The 16,151-nt window shown below is 66.3% G+C and carries 13 protein-coding genes; 4 read left to right on the plus strand and 9 right to left on the minus strand.

Features of this window, described 5'->3' with window-relative positions:
• Positions 1–72 precede the first annotated feature (72 nt).
• From GFK26_RS33535 to GFK26_RS33560, 6 genes are all read right to left on the minus strand, one after another.
• On the minus strand, positions 73–1,521 hold the full coding sequence (locus GFK26_RS33535) for a sodium:solute symporter family protein (protein WP_153285762.1): 1,449 nt from the start codon (positions 1,519–1,521) through the stop codon (positions 73–75).
• Between the two features lie 19 nt (positions 1,522–1,540).
• Positions 1,541–3,106, minus strand: coding sequence for a ubiquinone biosynthesis regulatory protein kinase UbiB (gene ubiB / locus GFK26_RS33540; RefSeq protein WP_153285763.1), 1,566 nt, complete (start codon positions 3,104–3,106; stop codon positions 1,541–1,543).
• On the minus strand, positions 3,103–3,660 hold the full coding sequence (locus tag GFK26_RS33545) for a ubiquinone biosynthesis accessory factor UbiJ (protein WP_153285764.1): 558 nt from the start codon (positions 3,658–3,660) through the stop codon (positions 3,103–3,105). Before GFK26_RS33545 ends, ubiB begins: the two co-directional genes overlap by 4 nt.
• Before the next feature lie 57 nt (positions 3,661–3,717).
• The gene (locus GFK26_RS33550) at positions 3,718–4,731 is read right to left on the minus strand and encodes a Tim44 domain-containing protein (protein WP_153285765.1); all 1,014 of its coding nucleotides are present in this window, start codon (positions 4,729–4,731) and stop codon (positions 3,718–3,720) included.
• Positions 4,732–4,772: 41 nt separating this feature from the next.
• Positions 4,773–5,504: a bifunctional demethylmenaquinone methyltransferase/2-methoxy-6-polyprenyl-1,4-benzoquinol methylase UbiE gene (gene ubiE / locus GFK26_RS33555; RefSeq protein ID WP_056578284.1), complete on the minus strand. Its 732-nt coding sequence runs from the start codon at positions 5,502–5,504 to the stop codon at positions 4,773–4,775.
• A 172-nt stretch (positions 5,505–5,676) separates the two neighbouring features.
• On the minus strand, positions 5,677–6,090 hold the full coding sequence (locus tag GFK26_RS33560) for a gamma-butyrobetaine hydroxylase-like domain-containing protein (protein WP_153285766.1): 414 nt from the start codon (positions 6,088–6,090) through the stop codon (positions 5,677–5,679).
• A gap of 105 nt (positions 6,091–6,195) precedes the next feature.
• Here GFK26_RS33560 and GFK26_RS33565 point away from each other — a divergent pair, with 105 nt between their 5' ends.
• A complete protein-coding gene (locus GFK26_RS33565) occupies positions 6,196–6,987 on the plus strand; it encodes a hypothetical protein (RefSeq protein ID WP_153285767.1) in 792 nt (263 codons plus the stop codon).
• Positions 6,988–7,002: 15 nt separating this feature from the next.
• Here GFK26_RS33565 and GFK26_RS33570 read toward each other — a convergent pair whose 3' ends face one another.
• The 3 genes from GFK26_RS33570 to serA form a co-directional block, all read right to left on the minus strand.
• Positions 7,003–7,440 carry an HIT family protein gene (locus GFK26_RS33570; protein WP_153285768.1) on the minus strand — a complete coding sequence of 146 codons (438 nt, stop codon included), beginning with the start codon at positions 7,438–7,440 and terminating at the stop codon, positions 7,003–7,005.
• Positions 7,437–11,321 carry a DUF3683 domain-containing protein gene (locus GFK26_RS33575; protein ID WP_153285769.1) on the minus strand — a complete coding sequence of 1,295 codons (3,885 nt, stop codon included), beginning with the start codon at positions 11,319–11,321 and terminating at the stop codon, positions 7,437–7,439. Before GFK26_RS33575 ends, GFK26_RS33570 begins: the two co-directional genes overlap by 4 nt.
• Positions 11,322–11,507: 186 nt before the next feature.
• On the minus strand, positions 11,508–12,740 hold the full coding sequence (gene serA / locus GFK26_RS33580) for a phosphoglycerate dehydrogenase (protein ID WP_153285770.1): 1,233 nt from the start codon (positions 12,738–12,740) through the stop codon (positions 11,508–11,510).
• A gap of 228 nt (positions 12,741–12,968) precedes the next feature.
• Here serA and ugpB point away from each other — a divergent pair, with 228 nt between their 5' ends.
• The 3 genes from ugpB (at position 12,969) to ugpE (ending at position 16,150) form a co-directional block, all read left to right on the plus strand.
• On the plus strand, positions 12,969–14,279 hold the full coding sequence (gene ugpB / locus GFK26_RS33585; protein ID WP_153285771.1) for a sn-glycerol-3-phosphate ABC transporter substrate-binding protein UgpB: 1,311 nt from the start codon (positions 12,969–12,971) through the stop codon (positions 14,277–14,279).
• Positions 14,280–14,377: 98 nt separating this feature from the next.
• Positions 14,378–15,259, plus strand: a complete 882-nt coding sequence (gene ugpA, locus GFK26_RS33590) for a sn-glycerol-3-phosphate ABC transporter permease UgpA (RefSeq protein ID WP_153285772.1) — start codon at positions 14,378–14,380, stop codon at positions 15,257–15,259.
• 39 nt (positions 15,260–15,298) lie between these two features.
• Positions 15,299–16,150, plus strand: coding sequence for a sn-glycerol-3-phosphate ABC transporter permease UgpE (gene ugpE, locus GFK26_RS33595; protein WP_099792315.1), 852 nt, complete (start codon positions 15,299–15,301; stop codon positions 16,148–16,150).
• The last annotated feature ends 1 nt before the right edge of the window (position 16,151 follow it).

A 16,151-nucleotide genomic window follows, 5' to 3' on the forward strand; every position in this document is an offset into this window, starting at 1 on the left:
CCGCTCGCAAAGCCCTCGATTATAGGGGCGACCCCGCCCGCAAGGGCCGCAGGGGTGCGGCCCTGCCCGCGGTCAGGCCGGCTCGGTCGCCAGGAGGCGGTGCGGCGTGTGAGTGTTCGCTATCCATTGCGGCAGCAGCGAGCCGATGACCATGCCCGCGAACGCGGACAGCACACCGGCCAGCTGCGCCGGGAATGCGGCTCCCCAGGGCATCGCCATGAACAGCAGCCAGACGCCGATGCCGCACGCAATCGACGCGATGGCCCCCTGGGTGGTGGCGCGGCGCCAGTACAGGCCGCACACCAGCGGCACGAAGGCCCCGACCAGCGGCACCTGGTAGGCGCCCGACACCAGTTCGTAGATCGGCGTGCCCTGCATGCGGATCGCGTAGGCCAGCACGGCGGCGCTGAACAGCAGCACCGTGATGCGCATGGTCATCAGGTTCTCGCGGTCGGTGCCGGCCGGGCGAAACTGGCGCCAGATGTTCTCGGTGAAGGTGACGCTGGGCGCCAGCAAGGTGGCCGAGGCCGTCGACTTGATGGCCGACAGCAGCGCGCCGAAGAACAGCACCTGCATCACGAACGGCATCTTCTGCAGCACCAGCGTGGGCAGCACCTTCTGCGGATCTTCCTTCAGCAGCACAGCGACCTCGTCCGGCATGATGAGGAGCGCGCTGGCCACAAGGAACATCGGCACGAAGGCGAACAGGATGTAGGCCACGCCGCCGATCACCGGGCCGCGCGTCGCGGCCTTGACGCTGTTGGCCGACATCACGCGCTGGAACACGTCCTGCTGCGGAATGGAGCCCAGCATCATCGTGATGGCCGCGGCAAAGAAGAACACCATGTCGTGCCAGTTGGGCTCGGGCCAGAACTTGAAGAGGTCCTTGCTGACCGCGAAGGCGATCACCTTGTCGGCGCCGCCGGCCATGTCGCCCGCGAACATCGCGATGACCGCCAGGCCGACGACCAGGATGATCATCTGGATGAAGTCGGTCACGGCCACCGACCACATGCCGCCGAACAGCGTGTAGGCCAGGATCGAGACCACGCCGATCACCATGCCCACCGGGATGCTGATGGCGCCGGCCGACAGCACGTTGAACACCAGCCCCAGCGCCGTGACCTGCGCCGACACCCAGCCCAGGTAGCTCAGCATGATGATCAGCGAGCAGGCCACTTCCACGCTGCGGCCGTAGCGCTCGCGGTAGTAGTCGCTGATGGTCAGGAGCGTCATGCGGTACAGCTTGCCCGCGAAGAACAGGCCCACCAGGATCAGGCAGGTGCCCGCGCCGAACGGGTCTTCGACCACGCCGCCCAGGCCGCCCTCGATGAACTTGGCCGGAATGCCGAGCACCGTCTCGGACCCGAACCAGGTCGCGAAGGTGGTCGTGATGATCATGAACAGCGGCAGGTGCCGCCCCGCGATCGCGAAGTCGGTGGTGTTCTTCACCCGCTTGGCCGCATACAGGCCGATGGCGATGGTGACCAGCAGATAGACGATGACCAGCGTCAGCAACACGGCGAAACTCCTCCAGCCTCTAGAACAAGCGCACGCGCAGCAGCAGTTGCATGGCGAGCAAACCAAGGACGAATCCGACGCCGCCATAAAGAATGGCCTGCAGCAGCCGGTTGGTGCGCTTCTGCGCGGCCAGCAGTTCCAGCAACTCGCGGCGGTGATCGGGCGGCCGATTTTCCAGGAAATCGTGCAGCAGACGCGGCAATTGCGGCAGCAATTTCGCGTAGCGCGGCGCCTCGGCCCGCAGCTGCTGGAACAGCTTCTTCGGCCCGATCTGGTCGACCATCCACTTCTCGAGGAAAGGCTTGGCCGTGGCCCAGAGGTCGAGCTCGGGGTCGATGCTGCGGCCCAGTCCCTCGATGTTCAGCAAGGTCTTCTGCAGCAGCACGAGCTGCGGCTGGATCTCGACGTGGAAGCGGCGCGAGGTCTGGAACAGGCGCATCAGCACCATGCCCAGCGAGATTTCCTTCAGCGGCCGGTCGAAGTACGGCTCGCACACGGTGCGGATCGCGGCCTCGAGTTCGTCGATGCGCGTGCCCTGCGGCACCCAGCCGCTCTCGAGGTGCAGCTCGGCCACGCGCTTGTAGTCGCGTCGGAAGAAGGCCGCGAAGTTCTGCGCGAGGTACTCCTTGTCGGACTCCGTGAGCGTGCCGATGATGCCGAAATCGAGCGAGATGTAGCGCCCGAACGTCTCGGGCGCCAGGCTCACCTGGATGTTGCCCGGGTGCATGTCGGCATGGAAGAAACCGTCGCGGAACACCTGCGTGAAGAAGATCGTCACGCCGTCGCGCGCGAGCTTGGGAATGTCGACGCCGGCCGCGCGCAGCTTCTCGAGCTGGGCAATGGGCACGCCGTTCATGCGCTCCATCACGATGACCTCGGGGTGGCAGAAGTCCCAGAACATCTCGGGGATCAGCACCAGGTCGAGCGAGGCCATGTTGCGGCGCAGCTGCGCGGCGTTGGCCGCCTCGCGCACGAGGTCGAGCTCGTCGTGCAGGTACTTGTCGAACTCGCCGACCACCTCGCGCGGCTTCAGGCGCTTGCCGTCGGGCGAGAGCTTTTCGATCCAGCCGGCCATCATCGCCATCAGGGCCAGGTCCTTCTCGATCACGCCGCGCATGTTGGGGCGCAGCACCTTCACCGCCACGTCGCGGATCTCCCCCTGGTTCGTGCGAATAGTCGCGAAGTGCACCTGCGCGATCGAGGCGCTCGCAATCGGCGTCTCGTCGAACTGCACGAACACGTCGCTCACCGGACGGCGGAAGGCGCGCTCGATGGTCGCGACCGCCACCGCCGAGGGAAACGGCGGCACGCGGTCCTGCAGGAAAGCCAGCTCGTCGGCGATGTCGGGCGGCAGCAGGTCGCGCCGCGTGGACAGCACTTGGCCGAACTTCACGAAGATGGGGCCCAGCCGCTCCAGCGCCTCGCGCAGGCGCTGGCCGCGCGGTGCGTCGAGGTTGCGGCCGACAGAAACGATGCGTGCCACCACGCGCAGCCAGGGCTTCTGGAAGCTCGTGAGCACGAGCTCGTCCAGGCCATAGCGCAGTGCGACCCAGACGATGAACAGGCCGCGATAGAAGCGACTCATTCGGCGTGGCCCGCCGCACCGCCGGCGCGTGCCGAGCGGTCGCCGACGAACTGGCGCAGCGCGCCCACCACGCGGCGCACGCCGTTGCCCAGCGTGTGCGCAGGCACGTCGCCGATCACGCGGGCCAGGTCGTCCTCGACGTCCCAGCGCACATGGTCGACCAGCCAGTTGACCTCGGCCGCGAGCTGCACGTCGCCGACGATCTGCACGGAAGGCTTGTCGCCGCGCAGCGTCGCGCGGGCGATGTCGAAGGGGGAGTCATCGATCACGGTGAGCGTGAGTTCGGGCGTGGAGCCGGCGGGTGCCAGGTCGAGCAGGCCGGCCGGCGTGGCCACCAGCTCCATCGTCACGAAGCGCCACTGGAAGCGCACCACCCGGCCCTGCTGGCGCAGCAGCCGCTGCTGTGCTTCGGGCTCCTGCTGCAGCACGTGGTTCATGAACAGGACCACGCGGTGCTGGATCTCGTGGATCGCCCAGTCCGGCGGTTGCAGGCGTTCGCCGATGCGGTTGAACAGGTCGCCGAGCAAAGAAAAAGGGGACGATGGTGTAGCCATGGTCCCCATTATCCCGTCAGTGCTACAGCCGGGTGACGGCTGTAGCCCAGGTTTTTGTCATTGCAACGCTTGCACGCCTGCCACCAGCCAACCGGCGCTGCCGGTCTTGGTCATGTTCCAGACTTCGCGGAACGGGGCCGGGCCCGCCGAGGCGTCTTCGCGGATCATGCCGGAGAACTCCACGCTCGCCATGTAGGCGTCGGGCAGCTCTTCGATGCCAAGCAGCTTGGCGTCGAGCATCACGACTTCGGTCTTGTTCGACGAACCACCCGTGTGGCTGGCGCGATCGGCCAGTTGCGTGCGGATCTCTTCGACCATGCTGTCGGTCATCATGGAACGCAGCATCGAAACGTCGGCGCGGTCCCAGGCGTCTTGCAGGGTCACGAAGTTGCGCTTGGCGGCGGTCAGGAAACCGTCGGCATCGAAGCCCGCGGGGACGCCCCAGGACTGCGAACCGGCGAGCGCCGAACCGATCATGCTGCCGCCGGCTGCGGCACCCGCGGCCGACAGGCTGCTGCCGTGCCGCTCCGACTCGGCGGGCGCGGCATCGAACGCCGTGGCGTTGCGCTCCCACGGCCGTGCCGAGGCGTCGTTGCCGACGTTGGCCGGGCTGTACTGTGCCGGTGCGCGTGCATCGGCGGGGCTGCCGGCGCCCTGGAACGCGAAAGCGCCCCGGCGGTTGGCGTTGCCCGACGACGCGGCCGAGCGCGCCTTGAAGATGCGCCACACCGCGAGCGCGGCAAAGGCCAGCAGCGCGATCAGCAGGATGTTGGCGAAGCCGGCACCCAGGCCCAGCGAATTCGCGAGCCATGCCAGACCCAGGCCGGCGGCGAGACCGCCGAGCATCGCGCCCCACGGACGCTTCGGTGCAGCGGCGGCGGGCGTTGCGGGCTTCGGCGCCGCATTGGTCGCGTTCTGCTGCGCGGGGGCCGTCGGCTGCGTGGCCTGGCGCTGCGTCACGTTGGACGACTGGCGACCGACGGACTTGCCGCCGCCCATGCGTGCGGCTTCCGCCTGAACACTCACCAGCACCAGCGCAGCCGCCAAAAACAAAGAACCCAAACTCTTCATGCCGTCTCCTCTTGAGCGAAAAAATCGCGTCGTCATCGTGATCAACACTTGATTCCAACATGGAGGGCTGCAATTCCCCCCGTCATGTTGTGATAGTCCACATGTCCGAAACCGCCCTCTTTCATGAGGGTCTTGAGTTCCTCTTGCGAGGGATGCATCCGGATCGATTCGGCCAGGTAGCGATAGCTCGCGTCGTCGCCGGCCACGAGCTTGCCCAGGCGCGGCAGCACGTTGAACGAATACCAGTCGTAGGCTTTCGTGAGCGGCTTCGCGACCTTCGAGAACTCGAGCACCAGCAGCTTGCCGCGCGGCTTGAGCACGCGGTTCATCTCCTTGAGCGCGACGTCCTTGTGCGTCATGTTGCGCAGGCCGAAGGCCACGGTGACCACATCGAAGTGGTCGTCGGGAAAGGGCAGCTTCTCGGCGTCGCAGACCGTGGTGGGCAGCACCACGCCGGCGTCGAGCAGGCGGTTGCGGCCGGTGCGCAGCATGGCTTCGTTGATGTCGGTATGAACCACTTGGCCCGTGGCACCGACCTTCTTCGAGAAGGCGAGCGCAAGGTCGCCGGTGCCGCCCGCGATGTCGAGCACGCGCGAGCCTTCGCCCACGTTCGCGACCATCACGGTGTAGGCCTTCCAGGCCCGGTGCAGGCCGGCCGACATCAGGTCGTTCATGATGTCGTAGCGCGAGGCCACCGAGTCGAAGACGCCGCGAACGCGTTGCGCCTTCTCGCTTTCGTCGACTTTCTCGAAGCCGAAGTGGGTTGTACTCATGCGCTGGATGTTAGGCCGGAAGGCATTCCTTCAAGGCGACGACCCCGCAGGCACGGCGGACATTTGTTGCTTTTTCCTCCAACGGAGGGCCGCCGCAACGCGCATGCTTGCTGCGTGTAAGGCTATCTTTTCAATAGCAACAGGGTATGTTTACCCTCGGTTCCGGTTGCGCTCAGTGACTGCTGCAGGCGCTGCCGCCCTTGTCGGCCATCGGCGCATCGCGGTCCACGCCGGCCGCAGCCAGGCGCTGCTCGTAGTCGGCCCACAGCTCGGCCTGCCGGGCGCCCAGGTCGTACAGCAGGCTCCAGGTGTAGATGCCGGAGTTGTGGCCATCGCTGAAGGCGGGCTGCACGGCGTAGTTGCCGACGGGCTCCAGCCCGACCAGTTCAACGTCGCGCTTGCCGGTCTGCAGCACTTCCTGCCCTGGGCCGTGGCCCTGCACTTCGGCCGACGGCGAATAGATGCGCATCAGCTCGAAGGGAATGCGAAAGGTCGCGCCGTCCGAGAAGCCGACTTCGAGCACACGCGACTGGCCGTGCACGGTGATCGATTGGGGCGTCGGCGCGCCGGCTTGCAAACCTGCCATGGGGAATCCGTTCGAAGGAAGAGAAAAGGGAAAAAGGATCGGAGTCGCGCAGTATGCCGCGCGCTCCGCGGCGGCGTGCCCGCTGCCTGCGCTTAGCATTGCGGCATGCCGTCACGCACACGTTTTCCCCTCCTCCTGTCGCGTCCGAACCGGGCCGCCCTCGTCCTCTGCGCCGCGCTCGCAGGCGCCGCCCTTGCCCCACAGGCCCACGCCTTCTGGGGCCTGATCGGCAAGGCGGCGGGCAAGGCTGCAACCGCCGGCAAGGCAGCCGGCGTGGCGGGCAAGGGCGCGGCAGTCGGCGCCGGAGCGGTGGCGGCCGAAGGGGCAACGGGCGTGGCCGCCAAGGGCGCGATGGCGCTGGGCGACGACGCAGCGCATGCCGCGCAGGCCGGCTCGCGGGGCTTCGGCGGCGCACATGAATTGAGCACCGTGAACGCCGCACTGCCGCCCGAGGTCGCGGCCTACCTCGCCAAGCCGGCGAAGGAACTCACGCCCAAGGACACGTCGCGCATGATGGACAGCTACCGGCAGATGGTCGAGCGCGCCGGCAAGAGCGGCGACTTCACCGCCGTCGAGCGCCTGCCGACGTCGGCGAGCACCGCACGCACGCTGCCCGCGGAGCCCGTCAAGGCCGCAGCAGCACCGCAGCCGACGACCGCTGCAGCCACCGCGTCGTCCGGCAGCTCGGGCGCGCTGCCCTTCCACGCGGTGCGCCTGCTGGCCCATGCCGCGCATGCGGGCAACAAGAGCGCGCAGGCCGAACTCGACCGCGTGTGCAGGGACGGCAGCGTGGCCTCGAAGCGCTTCTCGAAGGAAACGCGCGCCACGCCGGAATTCAAGCAGGCCTGTGCGGACCGCAAGGCGGGCCGTGCGACGCGCACCGCCGCAGCCAGCTGAAGAAAAACCAGGGCTTCAGGCCAGCGTCGCGAGCCGGCGGACCATGTCGGCCTCCGCCTGCGGCAGCAGCGCCTGCACGGCGGCCAGCCGCTCGGCCGGCGCCGTCCGCTGCACGCCGGCCCAGACCGACCCGGGGAAATGGCTGTCCCAGTCGAAGCGCGCGATCACGTGCCAGTGCAGGTGCGCCACCATGTTGCCGAGCGCGGCGATGTTGAGCTTGGTGGGCGCCAGCGCGTCGCGCAGGCTCTGCTCCACGCGCACCACGGCCTCCATGCACAGCACGCGGTCGGCTGCATCAAGGTCGGAGAACTCCGCCGCATGGTCACGCCACACCACGCGGTAAAAGGCCGGAAAGCCTTCTTCCTGCGCATGGATGACGCGCAGCTTCGCGCCCTCGAACACGACGCGCCCGCCGGGCGCATCGCACAGCGGGCAACCCGCCACCGCCGTCATACCAGCACCCGCTCGATGCCGCCCTGATTGGCGGCGGCCACGTACTTCGGCATCCAGTCGTCGCCGAGCAGCTTGTTGGCCATCTCGACCACGATGTAGTCGGCTTCGAGCAGCCCGTTGTTCAGGTCGTTGCCGTAACGCGAGAGGCCTTGCAGGCAGCTCGGGCAGCTGGTGAGGATCTTCACGTTGTCGGTCGCGCCGACCTGGCCGGCGTCGCGCAGCGCGGCCTCGCCCTTCTTCAGCTCTTCTTCCTTGCGGAAGCGGATCTGCGTCGAGATGTCGGGCCGCGACACACCCAGCGTGCCCGACTCGCCGCAGCAGCGGTCGTTCTTGAGCACGTTGTCGCCGACCAGCGCCTTCACGGTCTTCATCGGGTCCTGCAGCTTCATCGGCGAATGGCAGGGGTCGTGGTACAGGTAGCCGCCACCGCCGGCATCGGCGAGCGTGATGCCCTTTTCGAGCAGGTACTCGTGGATGTCGATGATCCGGCAGCCCGGGAAGATCTTGTCGAACTGGTAGCCCTGCAGCTGGTCGTAGCAGGTGCCGCAGCTCACCACCACCGTCTTGATGTCCAGGTAGTTGAGCGTGTTGGCGACGCGGTGGAAGAGCACGCGGTTGTCCGTGATCATCTTCTCGGCTTTGTCGAACTGGCCGCTGCCGCGTTGCGGGTAACCGCAGCACAGGTAGCCCGGCGGCAGCACCGTCTGCACGCCCGCATGCCAGAGCATCGCCTGCGTGGCCAAGCCGACCTGCGAGAACAGCCGCTCCGACCCGCAGCCCGGGAAGTAGAAGACCGCCTCGGTTTCCGAAGTGGTCGTCTTCGGGTCGCGAATGATCGGCACGTAGTCGGCATCCTCGATGTCGAGCAGCGCGCGCGCCGTTTTCTTCGGCAGGTTGCCCGGCATCTTCTTGTTGATGAAGTGGATCACCTGCTCCTTGATCGGCGCAGGGCCCAGCGTGGCCGGCGGCGCGCCGGTCTGCTTCTTCGCGAGACGGCTCAACAGGTCGTTGGCCAGGCGCTGCGCCTTGAAGCCCACGCCCACCATGCCCGCGCGCACCGCCTTGATGGTCTGCGGGTTGGTCGCGTTCAGGAAGAACATCGCGGCCGCGTTGCCGGGGCGGAAGCTCTTCTGGCCCATCTTGCGCAGCAGGTTGCGCATGTTCATCGACACGTCGCCGAAGTCGATCTTCACGGGGCACGGCGTGAGGCACTTGTGGCACACGGTGCAGTGGTCGGCCACGTCCTCGAACTCTTCCCAGTGCTTGATGCTGATGCCGCGCCGCGTCTGCTCTTCGTAGAGGAAGGCCTCCACCAGCAGCGAGGTCGCGAGGATCTTGTTGCGCGGGCTGTACAGCAGGTTGGCGCGCGGCACGTGCGTGGCGCACACCGGCTTGCACTTGCCGCAGCGCAGGCAGTCCTTCACGCTGTCGGCAATGGCGCCGATGTCGCTCTGCTGCATGATCAATGACTCGTGCCCCATGAGACCGAAGCTCGGCGTGTAGGCGTTGGTCAGGTCAGCGTGCAGCGTCTGCGTCTGCGCCTGCCCCGCGGGCGCGCGCAGCAGCTTGCCCTTGTTGAAGCGGCCTTCGGGGTCGACGCGGGCCTTGTATTCGGTGAAGGGACGCAGCTCTTCATCACTGAGGAACTCGAGCTTGGTGATGCCGATGCCGTGCTCTCCGGAGATCACGCCGTCCAGGCTGCGTGCCAGCGCCATGATGCGCACCACCGCGGCATGCGCGGTCTGCAGCATCTCGTAGTTGTCGCTGTTCACGGGCAGATTGGTGTGCACGTTGCCGTCGCCCGCGTGCATGTGCAGCGCGACCCACACGCGGCCCTTGAGCACCTGCTTGTGGATGGCGGTGCACTCGGCCAGGATCGGCCCGAACTCGGCGCCCGAAAAAATCTCTTGCAACGGCTGGCGCAGCTGGGTCTTCCAGCTTGCGCGCAAGGTGTGGTCCTGCAGTTGCGGGAACAGCGTGTCGACGTTCTGCAGCCAACCAGCCCACAGCGCGCGCACGTCGTGCACCAGCGCCACGGCCTGCGCCACGCGGTCTTCGAGCAGCTCGGCCGCCGGGATCTCGTGCGCGTCGTCGGTCTTGCCCAGCGGCAGGTTGCCACGCGTGAAGAACGCTTCGAGCGCGTCGGTGAGCGCCAGCTTGTTCTGCAGCGACAGCTCGATGTTGATGCGCTCGATGCCGTCGCTGTACTCGGCCATGCGCGGCAGCGGAATCACCACGTCTTCGTTGATCTTGAAGGCGTTGGTGTGCTTGCTGATGGCGGCCGTGCGCTTGCGGTCGAGCCAGAATTTCTTGCGCGCCTCGGGGCTGATGGCAATGAAGCCTTCGCCGCTGCGCGAGTTGGCGATGCGCACCACTTCCGAGGTGACGCGCGCCACCGCATCGGCGTCGTCGCCCGCGATGTCGCCGAACAGCACCATCTTCGGCAGGCCGCCGTGCTTCTTCGATTTGGTGGCGTAGCCGACTGCCTTGAGGTAGCGGTCGTCCAAGTGCTCGAGGCCGGCCAGCAGCACGCCCGAGCGCTTCTGCTCGGCGAACATGAAGTCCTTGATCTCGACGATGCTGGGCACCGCGTCTTTCGCGTTGCCGAAGAACTCCAGGCACACGGTGCGCGTGTGCGCCGGCATCTTGTGCACCACCCAGCGGCAGCTGGTGATGAGGCCGTCGCAGCCTTCCTTCTGGATGCCCGGCAGGCCCGAGAGGAACTTGTCGGTCACGTCCTTGCCCAGGCCCTCCTTGCGGAAGGTCTTGCCGGGAATGTCGAGGCGCTCGGTGCGCAGCGGGGTCTTGCCGTCGGCGGCGTAGTACTGCAGCTCGAACACGGCGCTCTCGGCGTCGTGGATCTTGCCCAGGTTGTGGCCGATGCGGGTCACTTCGAGCCATTCGGCCTGCGGCGTGACCATGCGCCACGAGGCGAGGTTGTCGAGTGCCGTGCCCCAGAGCACGGCCTTCTTGCCGCCGGCGTTCATGGCGACGTTGCCGCCGACGCACGAGGCCTCGGCGGAGGTCGGGTCGACCGCGAACACGAAGCCCGCGCGCTCGGCTGCATCAGCCACGCGCTGGGTGACCACGCCGGCCTCGGTCCAGATGGTGGGCACGGGGTGATCCAAGCCGGGCATCGAGATGTGCTCAACCTCGGTCATGGCCTCGAGCTTCTCGGTGTTGATGACCACGCTCTTCCAGGTCAGCGGAATCGCGCCGCCGGTGTAGCCGGTGCCGCCTCCGCGCGGAATGATGGTCAGGCCCAGTTCGATGCAGCCCTTGACCAAGAGCGCCATCTCGACCTCGGTGTCGGGGCACAGCACGACGAACGGGTACTCGACGCGCCAGTCGGTGGCGTCGGTCACGTGCGACACGCGCGAGAGGCCATCGAACTTGATGTTGTCCTTGGCCGTGAGCCGGCGCAGCACGCGCGTGGCCTTGCGGCGCAGGGCGGCGACTTCGCGGAAGGTCTCGTCGAAGGCGGCGACCGCCTGGCTGACGAGGCCGGTGAGCTCGCCCACCAGCTGGTCGCGCGGCAGGTCGCTGTCGGGGGTGCGGCGCTTCTGCACTTCGCCCAGGCGGTGGCGCAGGGCGTCGACCAGCTGGCCGCGGCGGCGCGGGTTGTCGAGCAGGTCGTCGACGAGGTAGGGGTTGCGCTGCACGACCCAGATGTCGCCCAGCACCTCGTAGAGCATGCGCGCGGATCGGCCGGTGCGGCGCTCGGCGCGCAGGGTCTGCAGCAGGTCCCAGCCGCGTTCGCCCAAGAGGCGAAGCACGATCTCCCGGTCGGAGAAGCTGGTGTAGTTGTACGGGATCTCGCGCAGTCGTACAGGCTCTGCGGCCTGTGACAACAGCGTATTCAACGCAGTCGGAGCATTCATCGGGTGGGGCCCTTGGCCAGGCGCTGCGCGCCCATGTAGCCGGGGGGTGGATTTTAGGGCAGGCCTTGGGGTCTTTGCCCTTCCCGTTCCGCTATTCCCTATGGCAGGCCCGATGCCTGCATTGACGTGGGGCCGTCGGCCCTCACCCCGCCCTCTCCCGGCGGGAGAGGGAGAAAGACAAAGGGCTTAGAACAGCACGCGGCTGCGGATCGTCCCGTTCACCTTGGCCAGCTTCTCCAGCGCCAGGTCGGACGAGGCGGCGTCGATGTCCATCACGACGTAGCCGACCTTCTCGTTGGTCTGCAGGAACTGGGACGAGATGTTGATGTTGTTGTCCGAGAAGATCTTGTTGATCTCGGACAGCACGCCCGGCACGTTGCGGTGGATGTGCAGCAGGCGGTGCTTGCCCGGGTGCGCCGGCAGCGCCACTTCGGGGAAGTTGACCGACGAGGTTGAGGTGCCGTTGTCGCTGTACTTGACCAGCTTCTCGGCCACTTCGAGCCCGATGTTGGCCTGCGCCTCCATGGTCGAGCCGCCGATGTGCGGCGTGAGGATCACGTTGTCCAGCCCGCGCAGCGGCGACTGGAACTCGTCCTTGTTGGTGCGCGGCTCGACCGGGAACACGTCGATCGCGGCGCCCAGCAGCTTCTTGCTCTTCAGGGCATCGGCCAGCGGCTCGATTTCGACCACGGTGCCGCGCGAGGCATTGATCAGGATCGATCCCGGCTTCATGGCGGCGATCTCGGGCGCGCCGATCATCCATTGCGTGGCCTGCGTCTCGGGCACGTGCAGGGTCACGATGTCGCTCTGGGCCAGCAGCTGGTGCAGCTCGCGCACCTGGCGGGCGTTGCCCAGCGGCAGCTTCGTGACCACGTCGTAAAAGGCCACGTGCATGCCCAGCGCCTCGGCCAGCACCGACAGCTGCGCGCCGATCGAGCCGTAGCCCACGATGCCCAGCGTCTTGCCGCGGATTTCAAAAGCGTTGTCGGCCGACTTGAGCCAGCCGCCGCGGTGCGCCACGGCGCTCTTCTCGGGCACGCCGCGCAGCAGCAGGATGGCTTCGGCCAGCACCAGCTCGGCCACCGAGCGGGTGTTGGAATACGGGGCGTTGAACACGGCCACGCCGTGTTCGCGGGCGGCTTCGAGGTCGACCTGGTTGGTGCCGATGCAGAAGCACCCGGCCGCCACCAGCTTGTGCGCGGCAGCGAACACCTCGGCCGTCAGCTGGGTGCGCGAGCGGATGCCCACGAAGTGCACGTCGGCGATCTTGGCCTTGAGTTCGGCGTCGGGCAGCGCACCCGGCAGCGCCTCGATGTTGGTGTAGCCGGCGGCGCGCAGCACCTCCACGGCCGAGGGGTGGATGCCTTCGAGCAAAAGGAACTTGATCCTGCTTTTGTCGAGGGAGGTTTTGCTGCTCATGGCGTACTCAGGAAGACCCCGGCCATGGCGACAAGCTAGGCCAGAAAAAGGGGAGGACGATGCTAGCATGGTGCAGCGCAGCAAGCGCCCCGCAGCCCGCGCCGGGCTTGACGCTAAAGGGGTTTCCCCGATTGGAATAGCCCCCGGGTCCGTGCCTCAATGTGACGCGGCTGTGTCACGCACATGCCCTAGCATTCGCGCTTTCCATTTTTTCCCCGAGGAGACTTCATGCGATTCAAGACGCTCGCGTTGGCATCGGCGCTGGCCGCCACGCTGTTCAATGCAGCCCAGGCCCAGACCGAAATCCAGTGGTGGCATTCCATGACCGCCGTCAACAACGAGTGGGTCAACGACCTGGCCAAGCAGTTCAACGAAAGCCAGAAAGACTACAAGATCGTCCCGACCTTCAAGGGCACGTACGACGAATCCATGACGGCCTCGATCGCGGCCTTCCGCGCCGGCAACGCACCGCACATCCTGCAGGTGTTCGAAGTGGGCACCGCCACCATGATGGCCAGCAAGGGCGCGATCATTCCGGTCGGCCAGGTCATGAAGGACGCGGGCGAGAAGTTCGACCCGGCCGCCTACATCCCCGCCGTGGCCGGTTACTACACCGCCCCCAACGGCCAGATGCTGAGCTTCCCGTTCAACAGCTCGACCACGATCTTCTACATCAACAAGGACGCCTTCAAGGCGGCCGGCCTGCCCACCGACAAGGCGCCGGCCACCTGGCCCGAAGTGGTGGCCGCCGCCGCCAAGCTCAAGGCCAGCGGCCACAAGTGCCCGTTCACCACGGCCTGGCAGAACTGGACGCAGGTCGAGAGCTTCTCGGCCTGGCACAACGTGGAGTTCGCGAGCAAGGCCAACGGCCTGCAGGGCCTGGACGCGCGCCTGAAGGTGAATTCGCCGCTGCACCAGCGCCACATCGAGAACCTGGCCAGCATGTCCAAGCAGGGCCTGTTCATCTACAAGGGCCGCGGCAACGTGCCTGAAGCGTCGTTCGTGTCGGGCGAGTGCGCCATGATCAACACGTCCTCGGGCTTCTACGGCAACGTGGCCAAGAACGCCAAGTTCGCCTACGGCCTGGCGCCCCTGCCTTACTACCCGGACGTGCCGGGCGCACCGCAGAACACCGTGATCGGCGGCGCCAGCCTGTGGGTCATGTCGGGCAAGAAGGCCGCCGAGTACAAGGGCGTGGCCAAGTTCTTCAGCTTCATCTCGACGCCTGAAGTGCAGTCCGCCAGCCACAAGCGCACCGGCTACCTGCCGGTGACCACCGCGTCGTACAAGCTCACCGAAGACTCGGGCTTCTACAAGCAGAACCCCGGCACCGACGTGGCCGTGACGCAGATGATCCGCAAGGTCACCGACAAGAGCCGCGGCATCCGCCTGGGCAACTACGTGCAGATCCGCGCCATCGAGGACGAAGAGCTCGAACAGGTCTGGGGCGGCAAGAAGACCGCCAAGGAAGCCCTCGATTCGATCGTGACCCGCGGCAACGAACAGCTCGAACGCTTCCAAAAGGCGAACAAAAGCTAACGATTGAAGTTCCGGGCTCCGTGTCCGGCTAATATCGCCCGCCCCCGCACGCCCTTGTTCAAGGGCGTGCCGGGCGGGATTTTTTATGTAGAGGCTTCATGGAAAAACGCGTTTTCTTTCGCTCGGGCTGGTTGCCCTGGCTGCTGCTGACACCGCAGATGGCGGTGATCCTCGTGTTTTTCTTCTGGCCGGCCGGCCAGGCGCTGTTGCAGTCGCTGCAGCAGCAGGACGCATTCGGCACGTCGGTCGAGTTCGTCGGGTTCGACAACTTCCGCCAGCTCTTCAACGACCCGGCCTATGGCGAGTCGTTCAAGACCACCGCGCTGTTCTCGGTGCTGGTGGCCGGCATCGGCATCAGCCTGTCGCTGATGCTGGCCGTGTTCGCCGACCGCATCACCCGCGGCGGCATGTTCTACAAGACCATGCTGATCCTGCCGTACGCCGTGGCGCCCGCCGTGGCGGCCGTGCTGTGGGTCTTCATGTTCTCGCCCTCGCTGGGCGTGGTGGCCTATGCGCTGGGCAAGATCGGGATCAACTGGAACCACCTGCTCGACTCGGGCCACGCCATGACGCTGATCGTGATGGCCTCGGTGTGGAAGCAGATCTCGTACAACTTCCTGTTCTTCCTGGCCGGGCTGCAGTCGATTCCGAAGTCGCTGATCGAGGCCGCGGCCATCGACGGCGCGCGCCCGTGGCGCCGCTTCTGGACCGTGCAGTTCCCGCTCTTGTCGCCCACCACCTTCTTCCTGCTGGTGATCAACGTGGTCTACGCCTTCTTCGACACCTTCGCGATCGTCGATGCAGCCACGCAGGGCGGTCCGGGCAAGGACACGACCATCCTGGTCTACAAGGTCTACCACGACGGTTTCAAGGGCCTTGACCTGGGCGGTTCGGCCGCGCAGTCGGTGGTGCTGATGGTGATCGTGGTGGCGCTGACGGTCATCCAGTTCCGCTACGTCGAGAAGAAGGTGCAGTACTGATGAAGCAACAAGAACAACTCGAATTCGGCGGAGCGCAGCATGGTTGAGAAACGCGGCACGCAGGGCATCCTGGCCCACGTCATCATGATCCTGGGCGTGTTCATCGTCGCCTTCCCGCTCTACCTGGCGTTCGTGGCCTCCACGCACACAGCCCAGGAGATCGTGCAGGCGCCGATGCCCCTGACACCCGGCTCGAACATCGTCGACAGCTACAAGGGCGCGCTGTTCGGGCGCGAGAACAGCGCGGGTTCCAACGCCCCGGTGGCGCACATGATGTGGGTGAGCTTCGTGACGGCCATGGTCATCGCCATCGGCAAGATCACCATCTCGCTGCTGTCGGCCTTCGCCATCGTGTACTTCCGTTTCCCGTTCAAGAAGATCTGCTTCTGGGCCATCTTCGTGACGCTGATGCTGCCGGTGGAGGTGCGCATCCTGCCCACCTACAAGGTGCTGTCCGACCTGAACATGCTGAACACCTACGCGGGCCTGACGGTGCCGCTGATCGCGTCGGCCACGGCGACCTTCCTGTTCCGCCAGTTCTTCCTCACGGTGCCCGACGAGCTCACCGAGGCGTCGCGCATGGATGGCGCGAGCCCCATGCGCTTCTTCTTCGACGTGCTGCTGCCGCTGTCGAAGACCTCGATCGCGGCGCTGTTCGTGATCCAGTTCATCTACGGCTGGAACCAGTACCTGTGGCCGCTGCTCGCGACCACGAGCGAAGACATGTACCCCGTGGTGGTCGGCATCAAGCGAATGATTGCCGGCGGCGACGGACAGAACGAATGGAACGTCGTGATGGCCACCGCCATCCTGGCGATGCTGCCGCCCGCGCTGGTGGTGATCCTGATGCAAAAGTGGTTCGTCAAGGGCCTCGTGGACACTGAAAAATAAC

The sequence above is a fragment of the Variovorax paradoxus genome (assembly GCF_009498455.1).
Taxonomy (GTDB): domain Bacteria; phylum Pseudomonadota; class Gammaproteobacteria; order Burkholderiales; family Burkholderiaceae_C; genus Variovorax; species Variovorax paradoxus_H.